General features: G+C 71.3%; 18 protein-coding genes and 4 pseudogenes. 7 read left to right on the top strand and 15 right to left on the bottom strand.

From position 1 onward, the window contains the following. Both ABZY57_RS25680 and ABZY57_RS25685 read left to right on the top strand, forming a co-directional pair. Window positions 1–183 (top strand): annotated as a pseudogene (locus ABZY57_RS25680) (hypothetical protein); the annotation flags it as partial. Window positions 184–320: 137 nt separating this feature from the next. Next, entirely contained in the window at window positions 321–764 is a 444-nt protein-coding gene (locus tag ABZY57_RS25685; RefSeq protein ID WP_356515703.1) for a hypothetical protein, read from the top strand. Window positions 765–927: 163 nt separating this feature from the next. Here ABZY57_RS25685 and ABZY57_RS25690 read toward each other — a convergent pair whose 3' ends face one another. Beyond that, entirely contained in the window at window positions 928–1,122 is a 195-nt protein-coding gene (locus tag ABZY57_RS25690; protein ID WP_356515705.1) for a hypothetical protein, read from the bottom strand. A gap of 346 nt (window positions 1,123–1,468) precedes the next feature. On the opposite strand from ABZY57_RS25690, the gene ABZY57_RS25695 reads away from it, so the two are divergent. Next, the gene (locus ABZY57_RS25695) at window positions 1,469–3,430 is read left to right on the top strand and encodes an NAD-binding lipoprotein (protein WP_356515707.1); all 1,962 of its coding nucleotides are present in this window, start codon (window positions 1,469–1,471) and stop codon (window positions 3,428–3,430) included. A gap of 42 nt (window positions 3,431–3,472) precedes the next feature. Here ABZY57_RS25695 and ABZY57_RS25700 read toward each other — a convergent pair whose 3' ends face one another. Both ABZY57_RS25700 and ABZY57_RS25705 read right to left on the bottom strand, forming a co-directional pair. Beyond that, on the bottom strand, window positions 3,473–5,440 hold the full coding sequence (locus tag ABZY57_RS25700) for an FAD-dependent oxidoreductase (protein WP_356515709.1): 1,968 nt from the start codon (window positions 5,438–5,440) through the stop codon (window positions 3,473–3,475). Between the two features lie 239 nt (window positions 5,441–5,679). Continuing rightward, on the bottom strand, window positions 5,680–6,846 hold the full coding sequence (locus ABZY57_RS25705; protein WP_356515736.1) for a sensor histidine kinase: 1,167 nt from the start codon (window positions 6,844–6,846) through the stop codon (window positions 5,680–5,682). A gap of 406 nt (window positions 6,847–7,252) precedes the next feature. Here ABZY57_RS25705 and ABZY57_RS25710 point away from each other — a divergent pair, with 406 nt between their 5' ends. The 3 genes and pseudogenes from ABZY57_RS25710 to ABZY57_RS25720 form a co-directional block, all read left to right on the top strand. Beyond that, on the top strand, window positions 7,253–7,801 hold the full coding sequence (locus tag ABZY57_RS25710; RefSeq protein WP_356515711.1) for a heme-binding protein: 549 nt from the start codon (window positions 7,253–7,255) through the stop codon (window positions 7,799–7,801). Between the two features lie 54 nt (window positions 7,802–7,855). Next, window positions 7,856–8,452: an ankyrin repeat domain-containing protein gene (locus ABZY57_RS25715; RefSeq protein WP_356515713.1), complete on the top strand. Its 597-nt coding sequence runs from the start codon at window positions 7,856–7,858 to the stop codon at window positions 8,450–8,452. Between the two features lie 208 nt (window positions 8,453–8,660). Then, window positions 8,661–8,762 (top strand): annotated as a pseudogene (locus ABZY57_RS25720) (LuxR C-terminal-related transcriptional regulator); the annotation flags it as partial. Between the two features lie 349 nt (window positions 8,763–9,111). On the opposite strand, the gene ABZY57_RS25725 reads toward ABZY57_RS25720, so the two are convergent. After that, a complete protein-coding gene (locus tag ABZY57_RS25725; protein ID WP_356515715.1) occupies window positions 9,112–10,011 on the bottom strand; it encodes a GNAT family N-acetyltransferase in 900 nt (299 codons plus the stop codon). Between the two features lie 194 nt (window positions 10,012–10,205). Between ABZY57_RS25725 and ABZY57_RS25730 the strand changes: the two are divergent. Next, a pseudogene (locus tag ABZY57_RS25730) lies at window positions 10,206–10,490 on the top strand (transposase); the annotation flags it as partial. A gap of 19 nt (window positions 10,491–10,509) precedes the next feature. Here the strand turns inward: ABZY57_RS25730 and ABZY57_RS25735 are convergent. The 11 genes and pseudogenes from ABZY57_RS25735 to ABZY57_RS25785 form a co-directional block, all read right to left on the bottom strand. Continuing rightward, a pseudogene (locus ABZY57_RS25735) lies at window positions 10,510–11,118 on the bottom strand (thymidine kinase); the annotation flags it as partial. 153 nt (window positions 11,119–11,271) lie between these two features. Continuing rightward, window positions 11,272–11,541, bottom strand: a complete 270-nt coding sequence (locus ABZY57_RS25740; protein WP_356515717.1) for a hypothetical protein — start codon at window positions 11,539–11,541, stop codon at window positions 11,272–11,274. Continuing rightward, entirely contained in the window at window positions 11,538–12,344 is an 807-nt protein-coding gene (locus ABZY57_RS25745; protein ID WP_356515719.1) for a hypothetical protein, read from the bottom strand. The genes ABZY57_RS25740 and ABZY57_RS25745 overlap by 4 nt, the downstream gene beginning before the upstream one ends. A 137-nt stretch (window positions 12,345–12,481) precedes the next feature. Then, window positions 12,482–13,231: a hypothetical protein gene (locus ABZY57_RS25750; RefSeq protein WP_356515721.1), complete on the bottom strand. Its 750-nt coding sequence runs from the start codon at window positions 13,229–13,231 to the stop codon at window positions 12,482–12,484. A gap of 13 nt (window positions 13,232–13,244) precedes the next feature. After that, on the bottom strand, window positions 13,245–17,966 hold the full coding sequence (locus tag ABZY57_RS25755; RefSeq protein ID WP_356515723.1) for a putative T7SS-secreted protein: 4,722 nt from the start codon (window positions 17,964–17,966) through the stop codon (window positions 13,245–13,247). Next, the gene (locus tag ABZY57_RS25760) at window positions 17,966–18,529 is read right to left on the bottom strand and encodes a hypothetical protein (protein ID WP_356515725.1); all 564 of its coding nucleotides are present in this window, start codon (window positions 18,527–18,529) and stop codon (window positions 17,966–17,968) included. The genes ABZY57_RS25755 and ABZY57_RS25760 overlap by 1 nt, the downstream gene beginning before the upstream one ends. Next, a complete protein-coding gene (locus ABZY57_RS25765) occupies window positions 18,529–18,936 on the bottom strand; it encodes an SseB family protein (protein WP_356515727.1) in 408 nt (135 codons plus the stop codon). The genes ABZY57_RS25760 and ABZY57_RS25765 overlap by 1 nt, the downstream gene beginning before the upstream one ends. A 92-nt stretch (window positions 18,937–19,028) precedes the next feature. Further along, window positions 19,029–19,679: a thymidine kinase gene (locus ABZY57_RS25770; RefSeq protein WP_356515728.1), complete on the bottom strand. Its 651-nt coding sequence runs from the start codon at window positions 19,677–19,679 to the stop codon at window positions 19,029–19,031. Window positions 19,680–19,740: 61 nt separating this feature from the next. Beyond that, window positions 19,741–20,946, bottom strand: coding sequence for a nucleotide pyrophosphatase/phosphodiesterase family protein (locus ABZY57_RS25775; protein WP_356515730.1), 1,206 nt, complete (start codon window positions 20,944–20,946; stop codon window positions 19,741–19,743). Next, entirely contained in the window at window positions 20,946–21,554 is a 609-nt protein-coding gene (locus tag ABZY57_RS25780) for a DUF5998 family protein (RefSeq protein ID WP_356515732.1), read from the bottom strand. Before ABZY57_RS25780 ends, ABZY57_RS25775 begins: the two co-directional genes overlap by 1 nt. Window positions 21,555–21,593: 39 nt before the next feature. Further along, the coding region (locus ABZY57_RS25785; RefSeq protein WP_356515734.1) for an acetate--CoA ligase family protein at window positions 21,594–22,555 on the bottom strand (962 nt) is incomplete at its 5' end.

Below are 22,555 nucleotides of genomic sequence, written 5' to 3' on the forward strand. Positions count from 1 at the left end.
GGGGCCGGGGAGGCCGGCGCCGCGGTGGTGGAGGCGGGCCGGGGCCACGTGCACGAGCACGAGCACGAGCACATCGGGCTGAATCCCGGGCATCCGCACCTCCACGGGGCACGCCGGGCCGGGGCGGGGTGGCGGCACAGCCACCACCACTTCACCGACGAACTGCACGCCGCCCACGGCTGAGCCGGACCGGGGGCGAGACCGGTCCCACCGCGCGGGTTCACCCGAATGGCGGCGCTCGAATGTCCCCTCGCGGCCCTGCGACCGACGCTGGGCGCAACGCAGGACGCTCGGTGTCCTGTCCGACGAAGGAGCCTCTCGTGGCACAGGCAACGCCCCCCAGCAGGGCCCCCAACAGCAGGTACACGGTCGACGAGAACCCATGGGCGGCGGGCGGCAGCGTGTTCGCCGGTGTGCTCATGCTCGTGGCAGGCGTCATCGACGTCCTGAAGGGGATCTCCGGCATCGCGAACGACGACGTCTACGCGCGGCTGGGCAACTACACCTTCAAGTTCGACGTCACGGCGTGGGGCTGGATCCACCTCCTCCTGGGCATCGTGCTCGCGGTCGTGGGTGCCTTCATCCTCAAGGGTGCGCCCTGGGCCAAGATCACGGGTGTGGTGATCGTCGGACTGGACATCATCCTCAACTTCCTGTGGCTGCCCTACACGCCGCTCTGGGGCCTCATCTCGATCGCCATCGGTGTCTTCGTCATCTGGGCCCTGTGCACGGACGCGGGCAAGGCCCGCTCCACCGCCGCCTGAGCAACGCACCGGGCGTCCTCCTCGAGCCGCGTGCACGCCGCGATCAGGCGTGGTGGCCGGGAAGGACGCCCGGGGAGGGCGGCACGCGGCAGGATGCCGAACCCTCCCGGGGCGGTGCCACGGTGGGGCCACTCCTCGCGGGGCTCGCTCCGCGGGTACCCGGTCAGCCCCTGGACGACGGCGCGCCGCGCGGTCGCTCCGGCGCGTTCAGGTCCCGGCCGTGGTCACCGAAGTGCCGGCTCAGGCGCGCAGGGCTCGTCCGGCTCTCGCGCGCCTTCTTGATCTGCGCGTCGTTGCGGGACAGCCTGGTCCGCTGCTGGAGGACCACCCGGCCCCGCTCGTCGCGCTCGTAGCGCACTCGGCCGGCCCGGGTGATCCGGGGTCCCGCGTACTCGCGTGCGCCGCGCGCCTCTTCTCCGGGATGCCCGGCCGGCCAGGAGGCGGCGGACTGGTTGCCCGTCCCGTCGTAGCCGTGGCGCTCCGACCAGCCGTCCGCGTCCGCCGCCGTGACCCGCCCGAGCGCGTCGAGCCTGGGGGGAGCGCGCTATCGGGGACCCCGCCGGTCCGCGGGTGCGTTCATACCTCTGAGTGAGGTCGGCGGGGATCAAGGGGGCGGGAGCGGAATTCTGCCTAGGGTGGCTCCTGGCGGTTCGGCGGTTCGCAGCCGCTCCGATCAGCGCGTCGACCCATGTACAGGAGCTTGCGTGGCGCAGCAGCACACGACGTCACTGCGGCTTCGTCTCCGGTACCGCTTCGACCATCTGCTCTCGGGCGGAACGACCACGCTCATCGGCTGGCTCGCCCTGGCCTGCCTCGCCGTCGTCGTTCCGGCCAGCGCGGTGCTCGTCTGGTCCGACCGGGCCGCCCCGGCCACGCTCTCCGGCCGGCTCACCGCCGTGTGGGTCAGCGTCGGCCAGACCCTGAAGATCGGGGGCGCGGTCGGCTCCCCGCTGTACGTGCTGGCCTCGGTATCGCTCGCGCTCGTGGCGCTGCTCTTCGTGTCGACCCTGGTCAGTCTGATCACCACGGGCATCAACCGGCGCATCATGTCGCTGCGCCGAGGTCACTCCACCGTGGTGGAGAACCGGCACACCGTCGTACTGGGCTGGTCGGACCAGGTGTTCCCCGTCATCGGGGAACTGGTGGCCGCCAACGCCAACCAGCGCCGCTCCGCCATCGCCCTGCTCGCCCCGCAGGACAAGGTGTGGATGGAGGAGGAGATCTCCGCCCGCGTCGGCGACAGCGGCCGGACGCGGATCATCTGCCGCAACGGGAGCACCACCGACCCGGCCGAGCTGCGCCGCGTGAGTCCGCGCACGGCGAGGGCGGTGCTGGTGCTGCCTCCCACCGGGGACACCGGTGACGCCCACGTGGTGAAGACCCTGCTCGCCCTCGACGCGGCCGTCCACGGCTCCGCGGAGGCGGACGGCCGGACGGCGGCGGAGGCGGCGGTGGTCGTCGCCGCCGTCCGTGACTCCCGCAACCACCTGACCGCCAGGCTGGCCGCCGGTCCCGCGGGACACGTCCTGTGCGTGGACGACATCGTCGCCCGGCTCCTCGTCTCGACGGCCCGCCAGCCCGGTCTCTCACTGGTCTACTCGGAGTTGCTGGACTTCGACGGCGACGAGTTCTACCCGGTGTCCCCCGGCGACCTCGTGGGGCGTACGTTCGGCGAGGCGCTGCTGTCGTTCGACACGTCCTCGGTGGTCGGCCTGCTGCACGGCGGCGGGAGCGTCACCCTCAATCCGGACCCGGGGGCGGTGATCGGTCCGGCCGACCGCATCATCGTCATCTCCCGGGACGACGACACGGCCGTGCGGGCGGACCTGCCCGCCCCCGTCGAGGACGACGCGATCGTGACGGCCGCACCCGCGACCGCCCGCGTCGAACGCCTCCTCCTGCTCGGCTGGAACCGCCGCGCCCCGCTCGTCATCGAGCAGCTCGACCAGTACGTCGGCCCGGGAACCACCCTGGACGTCGTGGCGCTCGGCGTGCACGCGGCCACGGACGGCGCCCGAGGCGTCACGGCCGCGCGCTCCCGCCTCGAAGTCTCCTTCCACGACGGTGACATCACCGATCCGCTCACCCTGGCCAAGCTGGACGTGCCCTCGTACGACGGCGTGATCGTGATCGGTGAGACGGAGCCCGAGGCCTCGGACGCTCCCCTGGCCTCCCTCGCTCCGGTGACGGATCCGCAGGCGCGGGCGGACGACCGGACGCTGGTCACGCTGCTGCACCTGCGTGCCATCGGGAACGCCGCGCGGCGGGACATCGCGCTCACGACCGAGATGTCCGACGACGGCAACCGGCTCCTCGCACCGGCACAGGACGGAGCCGACTTCATCGTGAGCGGTCGGCTGATCAGCCTGCTGATGACCCAGATCTCCGAGAGCCCGTACCTCGCCGCCGTCTTCGAGGAGCTGTTCGACGCGGAGGGCCACGAGTTCCACCTCAAGCCGGCCACGGACTACGTCCGGGCCGGTCAGGAGGTCTCGTTCGCCACCGCCGTCGAGGCGGCGCGGCGGCGCGGGGAGTGCGCGGTGGGCTACCGGCTGCGGGCCCGGAGCACCACGGGCCCCGACTACGGAGTACGGATCAACCCCGACAAGCGCCGGCTCGTCCGATTCTGCGAGGAGGACTGGCTGATCGTGCTCGCCGAGAGCTGACGGCCGGCGGCCGGCTTCCGCACCCCGCCGCCGGCATCGCTGCTACGCCGTGTGGACTTCCAGGGCCGTCCGCACCGCGGATTCCAGGGCTCCCTCGATCCACGCGGGCTTGATGGAGGTGTGGCATCCGGCGAAGTGCAGGTTGCCCTCGGCCTTGCGGACATGGGGGAAGAGCTCGGTGTGCTGGCCGGGCAGCAGTACGGACGCCTCGCCGTACGCGTACGGGTCGCGCATCCAGGACTGGGTGCGGCCGACGCCGGTGTAGAACACCTCGACGCGCTGCCCGAACACCTCCTGGACTCCGGCGAGAGCGCGCGGGTAGCGCTCCTCGTCGTCCAGGGAGTCCCACTTCAGGGCGTCGTCCGACCAGCTGTAGGAGGCGAGGACGACACCGCCGGCGCTGCCCTCGACGGGGTAGGAGGGCTGGAACATGAAGCGGTTGGGGTTGTCGGTCACCGAGCCGCCGCCGACGACGCGGGCGGCCTCCGGCTGATCCCGGGTGACCACGCGGCTGGCCGCGTAGTGGGAGCGCTGGCCCGCCGAGATGTGGCCCTCGGGCACGGAGGAGTGGGCGCCCAGCAGGGTTCCGTTCGCCGGGCTCTGCCCGGTCTGGTACTTGCGGTACAAGCCGGGCTGCACGGCTTCCAGTTCGCGCTTCCAGTCGGCCTCGTCGAACTCCCACCAGCGGCGGCTGAATTCGAGCAGCACCTTGGTGGCGGCGTCGTAGTGCAGCTCGGTGATCGCGCGCCGCTTGCCGTACGAGAGGGCCGGGGTGACGGGGATGTGGCGCAGCCCCGAGAAGGGGACGGTGATGATGGCGGTGTCGGCGGTGAAGGTCTCGCGCCGTACGGGGCTGCCGCCGCGGCCCTCGGAGACGGTCTCGACGGTGACCTTGCCGTCGCCGTGGACGATGCGGGTCGCCCGGCGGTCGAGGCGTACGAGGTCCTTGACGCGCGCGTACATGGCGTCGGCCAGGGTGGCGGTGCCGTCGGGCAGTTCGTAGAAGGCGGTGTCGGGGCTGATCAGCGAGGCGCCGATGAAGCTGTGCACGAAGGCGAGGTGCAGGCGGGAGGTGAGGTTCTCGACGGTTCCGATCAGGTCGATCGTGCGCTCGTCGAGCTTGGCCTCCTCCGTCAGGAAGCGGTACATGGACATGTGTCCGTAGCGCTGGATGACGCGTGCCCAGCCCTCGACGAGCTCCTTGTCCTTCTTGCCCTCGATCTCCCTGCGTACGGGGGCGAAGGCGTCGCGGACGATCTGCGAGGCGGGCACGGACTCGTACGCCTGCGGCACTCCGAAGGAACGGTTGAGCGCCTGCGGGGCGCGCGCGTAGTCGGCGCGGCGGACGCGGATGCCGTTGACGTGGATCCACGTCCGGTAGGCGGGACGGCCGGCCGCGTCGACATCCACCAGGTGGAAGCGCCTGCGCTTGAGGCCGAGACCGTCCATCAGGCCGGTGACCAGCGGGTGGCTGTCGGGGATGCGCATCGCGCCGGCCTCGGCGTACTGCTTGGGGTCCGCGAAGGGCTGCGCGGCCTTCTCGTGGCCGCCGGTGCGGAAGGTCTTGATCCGTCCGCCCACCCGGTTGGCGTTGGCCTCGATGACGGTGACCTGGTGGCCGGCCTCGCGCAGGAGGTGCGCGGCGGTGAGGCCGGCCGGCCCGGCGCCGACGATCAGCACCTTCTTGCCGGGGCGGCGCGAGCGGGGCAGGCCGTTCTTCAGCAGGATGTCGGCGTAGCGCGGTACGAGCGGCTGGTCCTCGTCGTCCCGTACGAGGATGGCCCGGGCGATCGTCAGGCAGGTGCCCCAGTCGGCGACCGCGGCGCCGGGAACGGCCTGCGAGGTCTCGGCGGAGGTGACGGCGACCGTCAGGCCGCCGGCCGCCGCGACGGCGGCCGCGCCGGCGATGACGGTACGGCGGGAGGGCCGGTGGGAGGGCGCCGGAGCGGGCTCGCCGGAGTCTCCGGAGCCGTCAGGGGTTTCGGAGTTGGCATCGGGATCCATGATCATGAGCCAACTCTTGCCGCCCGCCCGGGCCGGAAGGGCCAGAATGCGCCCGTGCGGGAAAGGACCACCCGGACGTGCGAAGCGCTCCGCATCGCGCTGACGAACTGGGTTTCGTACGAGCGTCCTTCGAGCCGTCGGCCGGTCACCTCTCCCGTCCCCTCGCCGCCGTCCCCTCGCCGCCGTCCGGTCGTCCGTCCGGTCGTCCGTCCGGTCGTCCGTACGAACGGCCGCGCCCGATGTCCTCAGGGCGCCGGGACCGGGACGGCTGCGGTCAGCACGGCGCCCTCTCCGGGCACCGACTCGATGGTCAGGGTCCCGCCGAGCTGGCGTATGCGCGCCCGCATGGCCGGGACGCCGTGTCCACGCCGGCCGGAGGGGGTCTCGGGGAGGGCGGTGGGATCGAATCCCCGCCCGTTGTCCGCGACATCGAGGACGACCTGGTCGTCGAGCCGGGTGAGGGTGAGCGCGGCGGCGGTGGCCCCGGAGTGCTCCCGTACGTTGGCCAGCGCGCCCTGGGCGATGCGCAGCAGCGCGGACTGCACGCGTTCGGGCAGCGGGGTGATCCGCCCGCCCGCATCGATGTGGACGCGCACCGTGAGTCCGGCGCCGGACTCCCGTGCGGCGAGGGCGTGCAGCGCGGCGTCGAGTCCGCCGCCGTGGGCGAGGTCGGCGGGGGCGAGGTCGTGCACGAAACGGCGGGCCTCGGCGAGGTTGAGCTCGGCGATGGAAGCGGCGGCACGGACGTGGCCGCGGGCCTTGGCCGGGTCGGTGTCCCAGGTCCGGTCGGCGGCCTGGAGCAGCATCTGCTGGCTGGACAGGCCCTGGGCGAGGGTGTCGTGGATCTCCATGGACAGCCGTTGGCGTTCGGCGAGGGTGCCTTCGCGGCGCTCGGTGGCGGCGAGCTCGCGGCGGGTGCGGACGAGGTCGTCGATGAGGGCGTGCTGGCGGGCCGCTTGCCGCTGCATGTGGAGGAAGACGGCGGTGGCGAGCGCGGAGACGGCGGCCGGGCCGATCACCAGGTCGAGGTTGAAGCGGGGGGCCAGCGTCAGCTGGGCGAAGATCACGAAGAGCGTGAGCAACGCGACGAGGACGTACGCGGCGACCGGCGGCAGCGTGCGCAGCGCGGCGTAGAAGAGGGGAACCGCGACCCACGCGAAGCTGGGCGCGAGAAGGACGAGAACGGCCCACGCGGTGACGACCATGCCCAGCCAGACCAGCTGGGAGGCCGCAGGCCGGGGACCGCGGCCGTGGGCCGGGTGCGCCTTGACCGCCAGGGAGGGGCCGAGCAGGTAGAGGGCGGCGAGCACGACGGCGAGGGCGATCACCCAGGGGGCGCGGGCTTCCTGGGTGTGCCGCTGGACGAAGCGGAGCATCGACGTGCCGATCAGCACGAAGAACGTGACGCGCATGACCAGCGCCAGCCGCCGGTCGTCCGGACCGCTGCCGGAAACGGCCGTTGCGTCCGCCTCGGCGGCGCGGAGGGCGGAGCCGGAGTCGGAGCCCGAGTCGGAGCTGGAGTCGGAGCTGGAGTCGGAGCTGGAGTCGGGGCCGGGGCCGGAGGGGCCACTGGGGTCTGGCCGCATGCGCACCTCTTGGCATCGGGTCCCTGAACTGGACAAACAGTCACATTGTCGCCGAGTGGGACCACGCCGGGGTAAACCGATCGGATGACCCGCGTGTCCCCCCTACCGCCCGCCGTGTGCAGCCGGCCCGTGGACAGACCGGCGCCGCCGGCGGGCCCAGGATGGATGTCAGAGCGGGGCAGCCGGAACCGGATGGGCCCCCACCCCTCATCGCATACAGGAGTTGGCACACATGAAGCAGGTCAAGAAGGTCTCCGAGCGCACCCGTGCCCTCACCGGCGGCGCCCTGGTGGCCGCCCTCTCCCTCGGCGGCTTCGGCGCCTACTCCGCCAGCGCCGCCCAGGCCGAGGCGAAGACCGACGCCAAGAACAAGAACACGACCCAGTCGACCCACCTGACGATCGACGCCGCCACGAAGGCCGCCCAGACGGCGCTCGACGCCGCGAAGAAGGAGAACCAGCGCGTCACCGTCGCCGTCGTGGACCGCAACGGCAACACCATCGTCACGCTGCGCGGCGACGGCGCCGGGCCGCAGTCCTACGAGGCCGCCCAGCGCAAGGCCTACACCGCCGTGTCCTGGAACGCCCCCACCTCCGTGCTGGCCGGCCGCCTCGCCCAGACGCCGACCCTGAAGGACATCCCCGGCACCCTCTTCCTCGGCGGCGGCGCCCCGGTCACCTCGAAGAACGCCCCGATCGCGGGCATCGGCGTCGCGGGCGCGCCCTCCGGCGACCTGGACGAGAAGTTCGCCCAGGCCGGCGTCGCGGCGCTGAACAAGTAGCGTCGCGGACCTGACGGCGCGACACGCCCCCTGCCCCACCTGAGGAGGACCTCCATGCCCCCTGCCGACCGGACCCTGCTGGCCGCCGCCGGCGAAGGCGACGCCGACGCCGTGAGCGCGGCACTCGCCGCCGGCGCGGACATCGAGGCGCGCGACGAACACCGCCGCACCCCGCTCCTGCTCGCCGCCCTCGGCGACCACGTGGCGGCGGCCGGGGTCCTCGTCGCCGCCGGCGCGGACCCGGACGCCCAGGACGACCGCGACGACAGCCCCTGGCTCGTCACCGGTGTCACCGGCAGCGTCCGCATGATGCGTACCCTGCTCCCGGCCCGCCCCGACCTCACCCGGCGCAACCGCTTCGGCGGCATCGCCCTGATCCCCGCCGCCGAACGCGGCCACGTCGACTACGTGCGGGCCCTGCTCCGCGAAACCGACATCGACGTCGACCACGTCAACCGGCTCGGCTGGACCGCACTGCTCGAAGCCGTCATCCTCGGCGACGGCGGCCGCGCGCATCAGGAGATCGTGGAACTGCTCATCACCGCCGGCGCCACGGCGCACCTTCCCGACGGCGACGGAGTGACCGCGCTCGAACACGCGGAACAGCGCGGATTCACCCACATCGCCGGCCTGCTCAGGTCCGTACGGTAGGAACCGCCACGGTAGGGCCGGAACGGGGAAGGGACGGGCGACGGACGGGCAACGGGCGTGCGATCAGCCCGCGTCGGCCCGTACGACGTCCGGGGAGAGGGCGCCGGCAGGGCCGGCGCCCTCGGCATGCGCCACGGTGGTGGGGCGCGGTAGCCCGTGAGGGGCGACAGCAGGTTCTGCCACCAGGCCGGCGCGCCCCCGCCCCATGGGTCGCCGCCTCCATGTCTCGCACAGCACTGTCAAGGACCACGTCACCGGCGTCCTGGCCAAGCTCGAAGTCACCGGCCGTGCGCAGGCCGCCCTCCGCGCTCCGAACGAGCCAGACTCCTCACGGGCGATGCCCGCCACTGAAAGTCGCGCCCCCCTGCGCGGATTTCCGGCAGGCCGGCGACGGCCGCGGGTCGGTGACACGTTCCGACACCAGGTCGGTTCCTGCCACCGAACTGCTCTTGAACGCGTCTAGGCCGTCTCTCATGCTCCAGCTGTAGATCGTGATCTTGCTGGTGGGGGCCTGTACGGGAAGGGGGCGCGGCCGCCGTTGGTCATCGCGGGTGTGTGGACTGACGACGAGACGGTGGCCATTCCACAGCGTAGATCCCGCACGTTGGAGCGGGAGTCGTTCGAGGTGGCCGTGGGGCGCATCGCGGGCCTACTCCTCGCTAGGCCGTTTGACCCGCCGGGTGGAAGTTGATGCGTTCACGGATGACGGGGAAGCCCGCCTTGGCGAAGTTCGCGGCCATGGGGAAGTTGCCCTGGTCCGTCGCTCCGCTGATGAACTCCGCGCCCTGCTCGACGAGGAGGTGGGTGCACTCCGCGAGGAGGTCGTAGGCGTAGCCGCGACCGCGCTGTTCCGGGACGACTCCGATGAAGCCGATGGTCGGGCCGGAGGGGTTGTGGGCCGGGATGTGGATGCCGGCCAGGTCGCCCTCCGGCGTGTGCGCGACCTGCCACCACTCCCGTGGGGAGGGGCACCAGCGGAAGAAGTCGAGTTCCTCCTGGGCGGCCTGGTCGAGGCCGCCCTCCTCGATGCCCTTGAGCGCGTGGGCGTCCAGGGTGACGGAGTGGATGCGGCGCAACGCGTCGAAGAACACGGTGTCGTCGGGTTCGGCGCTGAAGCGCAGGCGTCCGGGCCGCTCGGGCAGACCTCGCTCCGGGGTCCAGCGGTAGAGGAAGCGTTCCACCAGGAGTTCGTACCCTGCGGCTCGTGCGGCGGCGAAGCGCGCCTCGGCGCCAGCGCGCAGGTCGGTCTCTTCCCGCCAGCCGCCGGGCAGGTTGATCTCGAGTTCGACCTGCCAGGGAGCGGAGCGCAGGAGTTCGGCCCCGGCCTCCTCCTCGCCCTCGGCCACGTCAAACCAGTTGATGTTGACGGGCTCCGAGTCGTCGGGGCCGCCCCACCACGCGCCGCGTGCGACGACCTGGCCGTCGCGCAGGGCAACGCGCTTCCAGTCGGGGCGGAACCGGGTACGCCGATGGCCTTCACGGGCGCCCATGGGGTCGGGGAGTGCGTCGAAGAGATGAGCGTCGCTCGCGGAGAGCGCGCGGATGACCAGATCGGTCATGGATTCCTCCGGGATACAGGCTGCTTGGAGCGCTCCCGGTCAGAACTGACGAACTACGCCGGGATAGTGGAAGAGGGAGCGCTGGAAAGGTGTGAACTGAACTGCACGGCACTCGCCTCCTTCCATCCGTCTCAGGGCGTGAAGCCACACGGTACGTGATCTCCCGCGGGTCCGTCCACGGATTTCCGCACCCCTGGACGGGCGACCCGGACCACTGCCGGGCGGCAGGGCTCGGCGAGGAAACCGTCTTCGCGACCAAGCCGGAGCTGGCCCGCACGATGATCGAACGGTTCATGGATGCCGGACACCGCGTGGACCGGGTCACCGGTGACGAGGTCCATGGCGGCAACCCGAAACTGCGATCCGCCCTGGAGGAACGCCGCATGTGCTGTGTCCCCCGTGCCTCCTCCTGTGCCGGTCGGCGTACCAGGAAGAAACGCTATCGGGACCCCCGTTGGTTCCGTCCGGGACCGCGGTGAGGCCTACGTCACCGGGCGGTCAAGCGTGGTTGACCGGGAGGACGTCCGGGGAAAGGGCGCCCGCGTGGGCCGCGGCGCTCGTCATCCGCTTGCGGTGGTGGCAGCGGCAGAGGACCTCGTAGCCGATCTCCTCCGCCGGGCGGTTCACGTCGCCGACGACGACCTGGGCGCCTTCGACCACCATCTCGCCGCCCACCGTGCGGGCGTTGTGGGTGGCGCGGGCGCCGCACCAGCACAGGGCCTCCACCTGGAGCTGCTCCAGGCGGTCCGCCAGCTCGATCAGGCGCTGGGAGCCGGGGAAGAGCTTCGTACGGAAGTCCGTGGTGATGCCGAAGGCGAAGACGTCCATGCCGAGGTCGTCCACGATCCGGGCGAGCTGGTCGATCTGGGCAGGGGCCAGGAACTGGGCCTCGTCCACGATCACGTAGTCCGCCTTGCCACCCGCCGAGATCTGGGCGACCACGTACGCGTACAGGTCCATGTCCTCCGGCGCCTCCACCGCCTCCGTCACCAGACCCAGGCGGGACGAGAGCTTGCCCTCCCCCGCACGGTCGTCACGGGTGAAGATCACGCCCTGCAGGCCCCGCGCGTCACGGTTGTGGGCGATCTGGAGCGCCAGCGTGCTCTTCCGGGACCATCCACCACCTCACGCCGGGTTTCGGCGCGACCGAAGCAGTCAGGCCTGGCGATCCGCGACGGGGTCACCCGTGTGAGGCACTCCCGCCCACCCGCGTCGTGTGCACACGGCAACCCGTGGGGGCGACGTGGCACCGCTGCCGTTTCAGGCCTCGCCTCTCAGCCGCCGGGCGATGTCGATGTCGTTCTGGAGCGCGCTGAGACGGGGAAACGGCTCGCGGGTGGCGTCCAGCACGCAGACGTGGAGCTTGTCGCCGGCCTGCGGTGGCGCTACGTTCTCGTCCCGCCAAGACGGGTGCTTCACCTGGTCGATGAATCCGAAGAGGCCGGCGGATCCGTCCACTTCCACCTTCGCGCCCACGGGAGCGACCGCGACGACCGTCACGTCGAGTTCTTGATGGTCACGGAACCTCAATTGGGCCCTCCAAAGATTTTGACCCAGCTGCGGTTCTGGGTGAGCTCGTTGAACCGGTCGAGCTTGTCCACCGGGAGGTAGCGGCGAGTGTGCCCCTCACCCGTGACGGTCTCGGTCACGCGGTGGCCCGTCGCCTCGTCCAGGGCGTCGTAGGCCAGGCGCAGCACCATGTGTCCCTCGCCGCCGCCCTCCGCGACGCAACGGTTCTGCTCGTCGTAGGTGTAGGCGTAGGAGCGGTTGTTCGTATCGATCCAGGACGTGATGCGGCCGCGGTCGTCATAGGTGAAGCGGAGCGGCAGGCCGGAGGAGTTGACGACCTCCGTGAGATCTCCGGCTGTGTAGCCGTAGGCGAGGATGCGCGGGCCGCCGTCGAGGTGGAGGGCGGTGATGCGGCCGTCGGCGGTGTCGAAGCGAAGGCGGTACCCGCCGGAGTGGGCCATGCCGAGCGGGGTGCCGTGAGCGTCGAACTCGAAGGTGATGAGGTTGCCGTTGCGGTCCTCCAACTGGGCGATCGGCGCGATGCCGTCGCCGTCCGGGTCGCCGGCGGGCGGGGCGAAGCGGCGGACCTGGCCGGCGGCGGGGTCGGTGAGCGTCCAGTCGCCGTCCGGAGTGCGTTCAAGGGGGTGGCGGGGCGCGGAGGCGGATACCGGCAGGACGGGAACGCCCGGGGCGAGCACGGAGAGGTGGTGGTGGGGCTGCTGGTCGTACCCGCCGGCGAGTTGTGAGGCCGTGTGCTTGATCAGCGTGACGGCCTGGCCGGCGTGCTGTTCGCGGACCAGGACGTGCGCGTGGAGGCGGAGCATCCGCCAACTTGTAGGGCGCTGCCCATCGGTCCGTCGCCGGTCGACCGGCGATAAACACCACCTGATCTCTGACGAAGCGGGGCCCAACTCAAGATCATCACGGGGCGCCCGACGTCAACGACGTCACCGGCCGGCCGTCACCAGTTCCCGTAGTCCTCCACCATGGTGGCGATCAGTGCCGTCAGGGCGTCGGCCCGTTGCCGGTCCTCGTGCTGGTTGCGCAGGGCCTCGTCGACGGCTCGCAGCCGGGCCAGTGCGGCGGGCTCCGCGTCCACCAGGTCGTCGACCACCGGCGTGGTGGTCAGATCCAGGCATTCGGTGAGCAGGCGACGGGTGGCGGGACGGGGCGGGTTGGGGTCGGGGGCGGCGAACCCGGAGGTCAGGTACCGGGCAGGATCGGTCAGGCTCCAACCGACGACGGCGCCGCGCTGGACGAGGAGCGCCACGTCCGGGGCGATGCCGATACGGGCGTCCAGCGGCTCGTCGAGGACGTCGAGGTCGCGCAGGCCGGTCAGCACGGCGTCCTCGGGAGCGCGGCACAGCACGGAGCACGTCTCATGCCGGAAGTCCCGGACCTCATCTGCGCGGAGCCCGCCCGAGCGTACCGCTGGAATGAGGGGCAGTCGGGCGGAGTCCTCGGCAGAGGCACACTCTCCCGGCAGCTGAAACTCGGCCCCGACCAGATGCCGGCCGACCGGGTCGAACCGGAAGACGTCAGGCGCGTCCCACAGCCAGTCCTGGCTGCCGAAGGTGTCCAGGAGCCACCGCTCGCGTTCCTTCACGCTTGCGTACGGTGCGACGCGCACGGAGGCGCCGAAGCGGGGGGTGATGTCCAGCGGATCGTCCGTCACCGTCGCACGCCAGTCGCCATCGAACGTCAGCTTCATGGTCATTCCTGCCTCATCTGATCTGCACTGCAGGGGCCATGTATCCACCCCTGGCAGGAATCCTGCCTTCCACGATGTCCTCGTGGGTAATCGGCATACCGGGGTCCGTGGGCTTGCCGCCGAGCGCCTCCGCTCCTGATTCGCCCTTGATGCCCGACGGTCCGTACGCCGTGATCGCCTGACCTTGGGTGTTGCCCGGCCCGTCGATCACGACGATGTCCTCCCCCTGCCGGAAGGTGAGTCTTCCGGCAGTGCCCGTCGAGTGGTACACCGCGTCCGGGTGCTTCAGGATCTCCATGACCCTTTCGTCACTGAAGGCATGCCTCGTGTCTCCGTGATAGTCACCGTGCTTCTTGAACCCGCCGTCCTGCGCCCTCTCGATGACGCCGTCCACGATCTTGTCGATCCGCTTCCTGGCCCTTTCCTCCTTCGTGCACTTGGGCGCGAGGCCCAAGGGGTCACACCCGCTGTGCGGGTTGTCCACGTAGGCGACGGGGTTCGGCGCGGGGGCCAGGCCCAAGGGGTCCGGGGAGGTGTAGCGGCCACTCTCCGGGTCGTAGTGCCGGAAGTAGTTGTAGTGGAAGCCGGTCTCGGGGTCGTAGTACTGGCCGGGGAAGCGGAGCGGGGTGTAGGTGCTGCTGTCGCTGGCCCAGGCTGTGGTGCCCCACAGGGTGGCCCGGGAGCGCCACGCGATGTCGCCGGACCGGTCGATCAGTTCGGTGGGGGTGCCGATGAGGTCGGTGGCGATCGCGAAGAAACGGCGGTCGACCTCCTCCTGGCGCTCATCAGCCGTGAGGATTCGCTCGGTCTGGGCCAGCGGGACGTCGCCACGGTGGTCCCAGGTGAGGGTGACCGCGTTCGACTGGTCCTGCTGGTGGCTGCTCTGCTCACACAGCGTGAGACCGTCCCAGGTGAACAGGACCTCCTCGACCACGCTCTCGCTCCCGGCCGCCAGGCGCTGCTTCGCGGTGCGGCGGCCGAGCGGGTCGTAGCGGTACCTCCAGCGGGTCCCGTCAGGGGTGGTCACCGAGGTCAGGCGGTTCTCCGTGTCCCACGTATAACGCCACGTGTCCGGCTTGCGGGAGAGCCGGGTCTTCTGTCGCAGGGTGACCCGGCCGAGGGCGTCGTACTCGAAGCGGACGTTTCCGGCGCGGGTGAGCCTGGTGCCGGTGTAGATGCGCGGTCCGGTGGCTTCGCTACCAGGGTGGCGGGACGGCCAGGATGCCGAGGTCTGGTTGCCCGAGGCGTCGTAGGCGTACCGCTCCGTCCAGCCCTGGGCATGGACAGCGGTGACCCGGCCGATACGGTCGAGATCGAAGGTGCGGGTTCCTGAGAGCCGGTCCGCGACGGAGGTCAGGTGACCGTCGGCGCGGTAGACGTAAGCACGGCTGTTGACGGAGCGCCCTGTGGCAGTGATGTGTTGCTCGGAGAGCCGTCCGGCCTCGTCCCAAGCTGAGGTCATGGTGATCTCGTCGCCGAAGGCACGGGCCAGCTCGCGTCCGGCCGCGTCATAGGTGAACTCGACGCGGTGGCCGCCGGTGGTGAGGTGCTGTGCCTGTCCGGCGGCACCGTAGCCGTAAGAGGTGACATGACCGGTAGGCGTGGTGCGGCGCGTGCGGCGGCCCAGGGCGTCGTACGCGTAGCTGATGGGGCGGCCGTCGACCAGTTCGGTCTTGGTGAGTCCGCGACGGTCGTACTGGTACCGCAGGGCCCCGTCCGGCCCGGCCGCCTCCAGCAGGCGCCCCGCTGGATCGTAGGTGTAGGTCGTCACCGCCCGTCCGTCGACGTCCTTGCCCGTCACCTGTCCGAGCTGGTCGCGCTCGAAGGATATGGTCCCGCCGAGCGCGTCGGTGCGAGCGGACAGCCGGCCCGCGGCATCGACGCGATAGGTCAGAGCGCGTCCGTCGAAGTCGCTCTCGGAGACGATGTTGCCGACGGCGTCGTACGCGTAATCCCAGGTCAGTCCTTGCGGGTTCGTGACACGGGTGAGGCGTAGCTCGGCGTCGTGCTCGAACTCGTAGCGCGCGCCATCGGGTCCGGTCCGGGCGACCGGCAGGTCGAAGTGGGTGTACTCGAAGCGAGTGACTCCACCCGACGCGTCGGTGCGGGTGATGAGGTTGCCCTCGCCGTCGTATGCCCACGACTCCGTGGCCCCGTCGGGGCCGGTACGCCGGGCGAGCTGTCCATCGGCGTGCCATTCCAAGCGGGTGACGCCGCCCACCGGATCGGTGATGCGGACCGGCCTGCCGAGGGCGTCCCGCTGGGTGAGGGTGATGGCGCCGGCCGGGTCGACCACCTCGATGGGCAGCCCCGCCGCGTCACACACCACGCGGGTCGTGGCGCCCTCGGCATCGGTGAGCGAGGTGAGCCGGCCCCCGTCGTCGTAGGTGTAGCGGGTGGTGGCGCCGGCCGGGTCGGTGACCATCGTGCGGTTGCCGCGCTCGTCGTACTGATGGACCATGCGGGAGCCGTCCGGGCCGAAGACCTCCACAGGCAGGCCGAATCTCCCGCGTACGGTGCGCAGTTCGCTTCCGTCAGGGCGGACGGCGGAGACGGGCCGATCGTCTTCGTCGTAGGAGAAGGCGGTGGTGAGGCCCAACGGGTCGGTGCGCGTCAGCAGGTTGCCGCGCGGATCGTAGGTGAAGCGGGTCGTGTGGCCGAGCGGGTCGGTAGTGGCCAGGAGACGGCAGCCGGGACCGAACAGGTGGCGGGTGACCTGCCCGCGGGCGGTGGTGAGCGTGGTGGTGTGGTGACCCGTGTCCGGATCCGGATCGGTGTACGACAGGGTGATCTGAAAGTGGCCGGCCTCGCCGCCCTCCGCCACGACGCGGTCGCGCTCGTCGTAGACGTAGTCATACCGGCTTCCGTTGGAGTCGATCCAGGCGATGACGCGGCGGCGGTCGTCGTACACGAAGGTGGCAGTGGCACCCGAGGGCTTGGTGACCGAGGTGAGGTTGCCGTCCTCGTAGCCGTAGCTCACCAGGGGCAGATTGGTGCCGCCCGGGCCGGCCAAGGACAGAGCGGTGACCAGACCGTCGGTGACGGAGAGTTGCACCTGGTGGCCCGCCGAGTGGACCAGCGCCAGCGGGAGGCCGTCCTCGTCCCGGTCGACGGTGATGGAGTGGCCGTTGCGTTCGGTGATGCCCGACAGCCAGGCTTCGCCATCGCCTCCCGTTTCGCCCCCGGGCGGGGCGGTGAAGTGGAAGGTCAGGCCGCTGTCGGGGTCGGTGACCGCGTAGTCACCGTCCACGTCGCGGGTCAGCAGGGTGCGGGCCCTGCCCGCTTCCGGTTGTGTGGGCACACCGGGGGCCGGGTGAGGGTACGGGATCAGAAGACCTTCGGCGGTGACGTGGACGATGCCGACCGCGTCGATCTCCAGCCGCTCGTCCACGGTGGACGTCCAGGCGGGCCCCAGGAAACGGCCGACCGCGCTGCCGGACTCGGTACGGCGGGTGAAGACCAGCGGCAGGATGCCGGGCAGCTCGATATCGGTCTGGGGCAGGAACATCCGACCCGTGGACAGGTCGACCGGGTCGGTCCCGTCGCACTCCTTCTCTTTGTCCGGGGTCTTGTGCTGGTCCGGTCCGTCCTTGTCGAGGCCGGTCCTGCCCGGGCCCTTGAGGTCGTCGGCGTGTTTGGCGGCGGAGCCGACCTTCTTCAGGCCGCCCAGGCCCTTGGAGCCGACGAGTTCCGGGATCAGCTTGCCGATGCCCTCGGAGGGGTCCTTCATGAACTCGTCGAGCATCTTCTTGCCCGCCCCGAGCGGGTCGTTGGCCATCGTGACCAGGCCCGCGGCCGTCGAGTTCAGGTTCGTCACGTACTCGGCGGGGTGCGTCAGGTTGTACGGATCCATCGGGTTCAGTGCCCGTGCGAAGTTCACGATCCCGGCCGTGCCCTTGATGACACCACCCGTCAGGTGCGTCTTGGCGAGGTCCATGTAGTCCATGCCGTCGCCGAGCTGCTTCGCGTACGAGGGCTTCGGCGGAGCCGCGTCACGCGCCGCCCGCACCGCCGTCCGGACCGTCTCCGCCACGTCGTTGCGCTGCTTGCGGGCCGTGTCGAGCTTGTCCTGCGCGGCCGTCGCGATCGCCGTGCCCGGGTCGGTGAAGTTCTCCGAGGGACGGGGCGGCAGCGGATCCTGCTTCGCCTTCAGCGCGTTGTTGTAGGTGTCGACCAGCTTGTTGTGCGCGCCGCGGGCCTCGGTGGAGACCTTCTTGGCCCGGTTGTACTCCTCCAGCGCCTCCTTGGCCTGGCCTTGTGCCCATTCCACGGTCTCCGCGAACCGGCCCATCGCGTCGGCGGCCTTCCCGAACGCCTCGGCCGCCTTGAACCAGCGCGGCGGCTCCTTCGCCACCGACTCCCGGAACGAATCCGCGGCCTTGCCCTTCAGGCCGTCCGGCTCCCCCATCCCCTTCAGCCCGTTGCCGACCTTGTCGAAGGAGGCCTTGAAGTCGTTCAGGTGGGAAACCTGCGCGCGGATCTTCGACACGCTGCCGTAGACCAGCTTGTTCGGGTCCTCGGTCTGGCCGAGCTCCAGCTCGGCCACGTCCGCACCCAGTTGGTTGGCGGCGGAGCGGCTCTTGTCGCGGATCCAGTCACCCGCGTCGTCCAGACCGACGTCCTCGGCGAAGTCGGCCGTCTTGTCGCCGGCCCACTCGACCGCGTCACCGACCTTCTCCGCGCCCTTCTCGACACCGTCCTCGATGACGTCAGGTACGAAATCCCGCCACCCCATCAGTGACCGCCCCCGTCACGCTTCGCCTGCTCCAACAGGTCGTTGATCGAACCGATCCTCCCGCTGGACTTCAGCTGCTCCCCCGTGTCCGACCAGGTCTTCTTCATCTCCTCGGCGCCCTTCTGGAAGGACTCCGGGCTGTAATCGGGCTTGTAGGCGTCCGCGGAGAAGATGTCGCCCCAGGACTTCTGCTCGATCTCGTCCTCGGAGGCGTGCGGATTGCCGTACGCGGCGTTCGCCACGACCTTGAACGAGCCCTGGAGGTACTGCTCCTCCTCCCACACCGTCCCCGCCGCGATCCCCAGCGACTGGGCCAGCGTGCTCGCGTTCTGCACCAGGCTGCGCACGCCCCACTCCCAGCGCTCGCAGAAGTCCTCGAAGTCCGTGGCCACCCCCGCGTGCCCGGCCTCCATCCCCGTCATCGACAGGTTCTCGAAACCCGCACCCATCGAGGCACCGGCCGCGTCCCCCGACTCGCGCAGCTCCCCGATCGCCGCCCGCAGACCGTCCTGGATGTTCTTGACCGCCGCCGGCGAGACCTCGAGGTCCCCGTCACCCGCCATCAGGCCACTTCCCCACGGTCCAGGTCCACGGCACTGCCGTCAGGAACGATCCCCACCACCGGCGGGAAGAACATCGACCCGTCCTCGTCCGCGACGTTCACCGCCACACCCGCAGGGCCGTCCGCCGCCGGAACCACCGCGTCGACCAGACGCGCGCCCAGCACCGAGAGGTACTCCCACTCCCGGCCGGCGTCCGCCTCACCGCGCGCCGCCGCGAACCGGGCCAGCGCCTCCTCGTCCGTGAACGCGTAGATCCACCGGATGCCGCCCGACACCGCCGACATCAGGCCGCCGTCGGGGCCGTCTGCAAGCGGAACCAGCAGGACAGCCCGCCGGAACTCCCCCAACAGGCGGCCGGAATCACCCGCCCCGCCCCGTATCGCCGCGATCTCTGCGGTCAGTTCCATGGGCTGCATCCCCTCCAGCGCCGGTCAGCGTCCTGGAACAACACGCTACCGGGGACCCCACTGGTTCCCTCAGGCCCCCTGCGAAGGCCCTGTCAGGCGTGGTTGACCGGGAGGACGTCCGGGGAAAGGGCGCCGGCGTGGGCCGCCGCCGAGGTCATGCGCTTGCGGTGGTGGCGGCGGCAGAGGACCTCGTAGCCGATCTCCTCCGCCGGGCGATTCACGTCGCCGACGACGACCTGGGCGCCTTCGACCACCATCTCGCCGCCCACCGTGCGGGCGTTGTGGGTGGCGCGGGCGCCGCACCAGCACAGGGCCTCGACCTGGAGCTGCTCCAGGCGGTCCGCCAGCTCGATCAGGCGCTGGGAGCCGGGGAAGAGCTTCGTACGGAAGTCCGTGGTGATGCCGAAGGCGAAGACGTCCATGCCGAGGTCGTCCACGATCCGGGCGAGCTGGTCGATCTGCTCGGGGGCCAGGAACTGGGCCTCGTCCACGATCACGTAGTCCGCCTTGCCACCCGCCGAGATCTGGGCGACCACGTACGCGTACAGGTCCATGCCCTCCGGCGCCTCCACCGCCTCCGTCACCAGACCCAGGCGGGAAGACAGCTTGCCCTCCCCCGCACGGTCGTCACGGGTGAAGATCACGCCCTGCAGGCCCCGCGCGTCACGGTTGTGGGCGATCTGGAGCGCCAGCGTGCTCTTTCCGCAGTCCATCGTTCCGGAGAAGAACACCAGCTCGGGCATGGGGAGTACAGGGCCTTTCGAGGGAAGGGGGAAGCCGTGGGGAAGGTCCGGCCTCGGAGGGTCAGGAGCGGATTTCGAGCAGCGGGACGAGCTGCTCGGCCGGGGTCATGGAGCCGTGCATGCCCGCGAGGGCCGACTCGTTGGGTTCGGCCCGTGAGGCGGTGATCGCCACGTCGGCCTGGGCGGCGGCGATCACGTCGCCGATGCGGCCGAGGACCCGCTCGTCGCATTCGCCCGGTGCCCCGAACCAGCCCAGTTCCAGGGCTTCCTGCCGGCTCGCGACCCAGAAGCGGTCACCGAGGACCTCGCGCCAGACGGTCAGGACGTCGGCCTCGGCGCCCGGTACGGCGTACACGTGCCGGGCCCGGCCCTCGCCGCCCAGCAGGGCCACGCCCGCGCCGAGTTCCCAGTCGTCGTCGTAGTCGATGCGGGAGTCCTCGTCGAAGGGAACGTCCACCATGCCGTGGTCGGCGGTCACGTACAGCGCGGTACGGGGCGGGAGTTGCTCGGCGAGTCGCTGGACGAGGCGGTCCACGTACATCAGCTGGCCGCGCCAGGCGTCGGAGTCGACGCCGTGCCGGTGGCCGGCTCCGTCGAGCTCGCTGTAGTACGTGTACACGAGCGAGCGGTCCCCGGCCGCGAGCCGCTCGGCCGCAAGGTCCATGCGCTCCTCGCCGGTCATCCGGCCGAGGAAGGTGCCGCCGCTCAGCGCGACCTTCGTGAGCGGGGTGGTCTGGAAGGCCGGCGAGGACACCTGCGCCGTGGCCACCCCGGCCGCGTCCGCCTGCTGGAAGACCGTCGGGTACGGCTGCCAGGGCTTGGGCGCGGTCCACGGCTGCCAGCGGAGCTGGTTCATCAGTTCGCCGGTGGCCGGATTGCGCACGGTGTAGCCGGGCAGGCCGTGCAGCGCGGGCGGCAGTCCGGTGCCGACGCTGGCCAGCGAGGTGGCGGTGGTCGCCGGGAAACCCGCGGTGATCGGGCGGCCGGTGCCGCCGCGCGAGCTGCCGAGCAGGGAGGTGAGGTACGGGGCTTCGTCCGGGTGCGCCTTGATCTGCTCCCAGCCCATGCCGTCGACCAGGAACACGCAGTTGCGGTCGGCCGGGGTCAGCTCGGCGATCGAGGCCTCGAAGCCGGGCACGCCCTGGCCTGCCACGAGGGTGGGCAGCAGGTCGGCGAGCGAGCCGGTGCCGTAGTGCGGCACCGGGGCGCCGGCCAGGTCCAGCAGCTCCGGCTCGTCCTGCCAGCTCTGCGCGGCGGAGTACGCCATCAGCGGGCGGAGGTGGAGGACGTGGCCGCTGTCGCTTCGCTGAGCGCCTGGGCGAAGACCAGCGTCTGGCGGACCGCCTCGGGGCCGTCGCCGGCCTCGCTGACGCGCAGGCTGAGGTCGTCGGCGGTGGAGTTGCCGGTGTAGCCGTGGTCGGCGTCGCAGTTCTGGTCGCCGCAGGCGGCGGGCTCCAGGTCGATGCGCGAGACCGCGCCCCAGCCGATGGTCAGGACGACCTCGCGGGGCAGGGTGCCGGGGGTGTAGGACTCCGGGTTGGCGACGACGCGGCTGAGCACCACGGAGGAGATGCTGGCCAGCTTCACCGACTCGGTGGAGGTGGTCGCGTACGGGGAGGGGGACCCGGCGTCGGCGGCCTGCTCGTCGGTGTGGCTGACGATGAAGCGGTTGCCGGTCAGGACCAGCACGGTGACGTGCCGGCGCACCTCGTTGGAGTCGAAGGTCGTCTCCTGGTGGACCAGGTACGACGAAATCGGCTCGCCGCCCACCGCGGCCTCCACGGCCTCGGCCACGAGGGCCGGGTAGTAGCCGCTGCGCTCGATCGCCGTGCGCAGCCCCTGGGTCGTCGTACCGGATTTCGCCATGAGGTCCATCCTAAGGCCCGTACGGGGCACCCCGGCCGCCCTGGGACCTCAGTAGCTGGGCAGGGTCCGCGGGCCGAGGTCGCCGCGGGCGGGCGGGTGGGCCACGCGGACGCTCGCGCTGAGCACGGACAGCCCCTCGGTCGCGACGACCACGGGCTCCAGGGCGACCCCGACCACCTCGGGGTGGTCGTCGACGAGACGGGAGAGGCGCAGGAGCAGTTCCTCCAGGGCGGGGGTGTCCACGGGATCGCTGCCGCGCCAGCCGAAGAGCAGCGGGGCGGTGCGGATCGACCGGATCAGGCTCGCCGCGTCCTTGTCGGTGGCGGGAACCAGCCGGTGGGCGGTGTCGCCGAGCAGTTCGGAGGCGACCCCGGAGAGCCCGAAGGACAGGACGGCGCCGGCGGCGGGGTCGATGACCGAGCGGATGACGGTGTCGACGCCCCGCGGGACCATCGACTGGACCACGGGGAGCAGCTCCTGGGGTTTGCCCAGCGCGTGGGTGAGCTCCTCGTACGAGCGGCGCAGCTCGGCCTCGGTGGTGAGGTCGAGGCGGACGCCGCCGAGGTCGGCGCGGTGGCGCAGGTGCGGGGCTGTGGTCTTGAGCGCGACGGGGTAGCCGAGGACCGCGGCGGCGCGGACCGCGGCGTCCGCGCTGGGGGCCGGGAGGGTGGAGAACACCCGGATCCCGTACCGGGCGAGCAGCTCGCGCGCATCGGGGTCGTCCAGGGTCGCCACCTCCTCCTCCCCTACGCCGGCCAGGAGGCGGGAGAGCTGTCCGGCGGCCCCGCTCTCGTCGATGTCCTCGAACTCGGGCACCTGCCCGACCTCCGCGATGCCCCGGCGCCACTGTCCGTACCGGACGGCTTCGGCGACGGCCTTGACCGCCCGCTCGGCGGCGGGGTAGCTGGGGATCCGGGCGGCTCCGGGAGCGGGCACGGCCGCGCTCCCGGCGCCGCCGGAGGCAGGATCCGGCTCGGTTGCGGCGGGCACGGCGGAGGCGGACACGGCGG

This window comes from Streptomyces sp. NPDC006450 (assembly GCF_040612195.1).
In the GTDB taxonomy this organism is placed as follows: Bacteria; Actinomycetota; Actinomycetes; order Streptomycetales; family Streptomycetaceae; genus Streptomyces.

Coding starts and splice junctions, on each gene's coding strand:
- ABZY57_RS25700 (WP_356515709.1), bottom strand. CDS start 5,440: ATGATCATGGATCCCGATGCCAACTCCGAAACCCCTGACGGCTCCGGA.
- ABZY57_RS25705 (WP_356515736.1), bottom strand. CDS start 6,846: ATGCGCGTCACGTTCTTCGTGCTGATCGGCACGTCGATGCTCCGCTTC.
- ABZY57_RS25710 (WP_356515711.1), top strand. CDS start 7,253: ATGAAGCAGGTCAAGAAGGTCTCCGAGCGCACCCGTGCCCTCACCGGC.
- ABZY57_RS25715 (WP_356515713.1), top strand. CDS start 7,856: ATGCCCCCTGCCGACCGGACCCTGCTGGCCGCCGCCGGCGAAGGCGAC.
- ABZY57_RS25725 (WP_356515715.1), bottom strand. CDS start 10,011: ATGACCGATCTGGTCATCCGCGCGCTCTCCGCGAGCGACGCTCATCTC.
- ABZY57_RS25745 (WP_356515719.1), bottom strand. CDS start 12,344: ATGCTCCGCCTCCACGCGCACGTCCTGGTCCGCGAACAGCACGCCGGC.
- ABZY57_RS25750 (WP_356515721.1), bottom strand. CDS start 13,231: ATGAAGCTGACGTTCGATGGCGACTGGCGTGCGACGGTGACGGACGAT.
- ABZY57_RS25755 (WP_356515723.1), bottom strand. CDS start 17,966: ATGGGGTGGCGGGATTTCGTACCTGACGTCATCGAGGACGGTGTCGAG.
- ABZY57_RS25760 (WP_356515725.1), bottom strand. CDS start 18,529: ATGGCGGGTGACGGGGACCTCGAGGTCTCGCCGGCGGCGGTCAAGAAC.
- ABZY57_RS25765 (WP_356515727.1), bottom strand. CDS start 18,936: ATGGAACTGACCGCAGAGATCGCGGCGATACGGGGCGGGGCGGGTGAT.
- ABZY57_RS25770 (WP_356515728.1), bottom strand. CDS start 19,679: ATGCCCGAGCTGGTGTTCTTCTCCGGAACGATGGACTGCGGAAAGAGC.
- ABZY57_RS25775 (WP_356515730.1), bottom strand. CDS start 20,946: ATGGCGTACTCCGCCGCGCAGAGCTGGCAGGACGAGCCGGAGCTGCTG.
- ABZY57_RS25780 (WP_356515732.1), bottom strand. CDS start 21,554: ATGGACCTCATGGCGAAATCCGGTACGACGACCCAGGGGCTGCGCACG.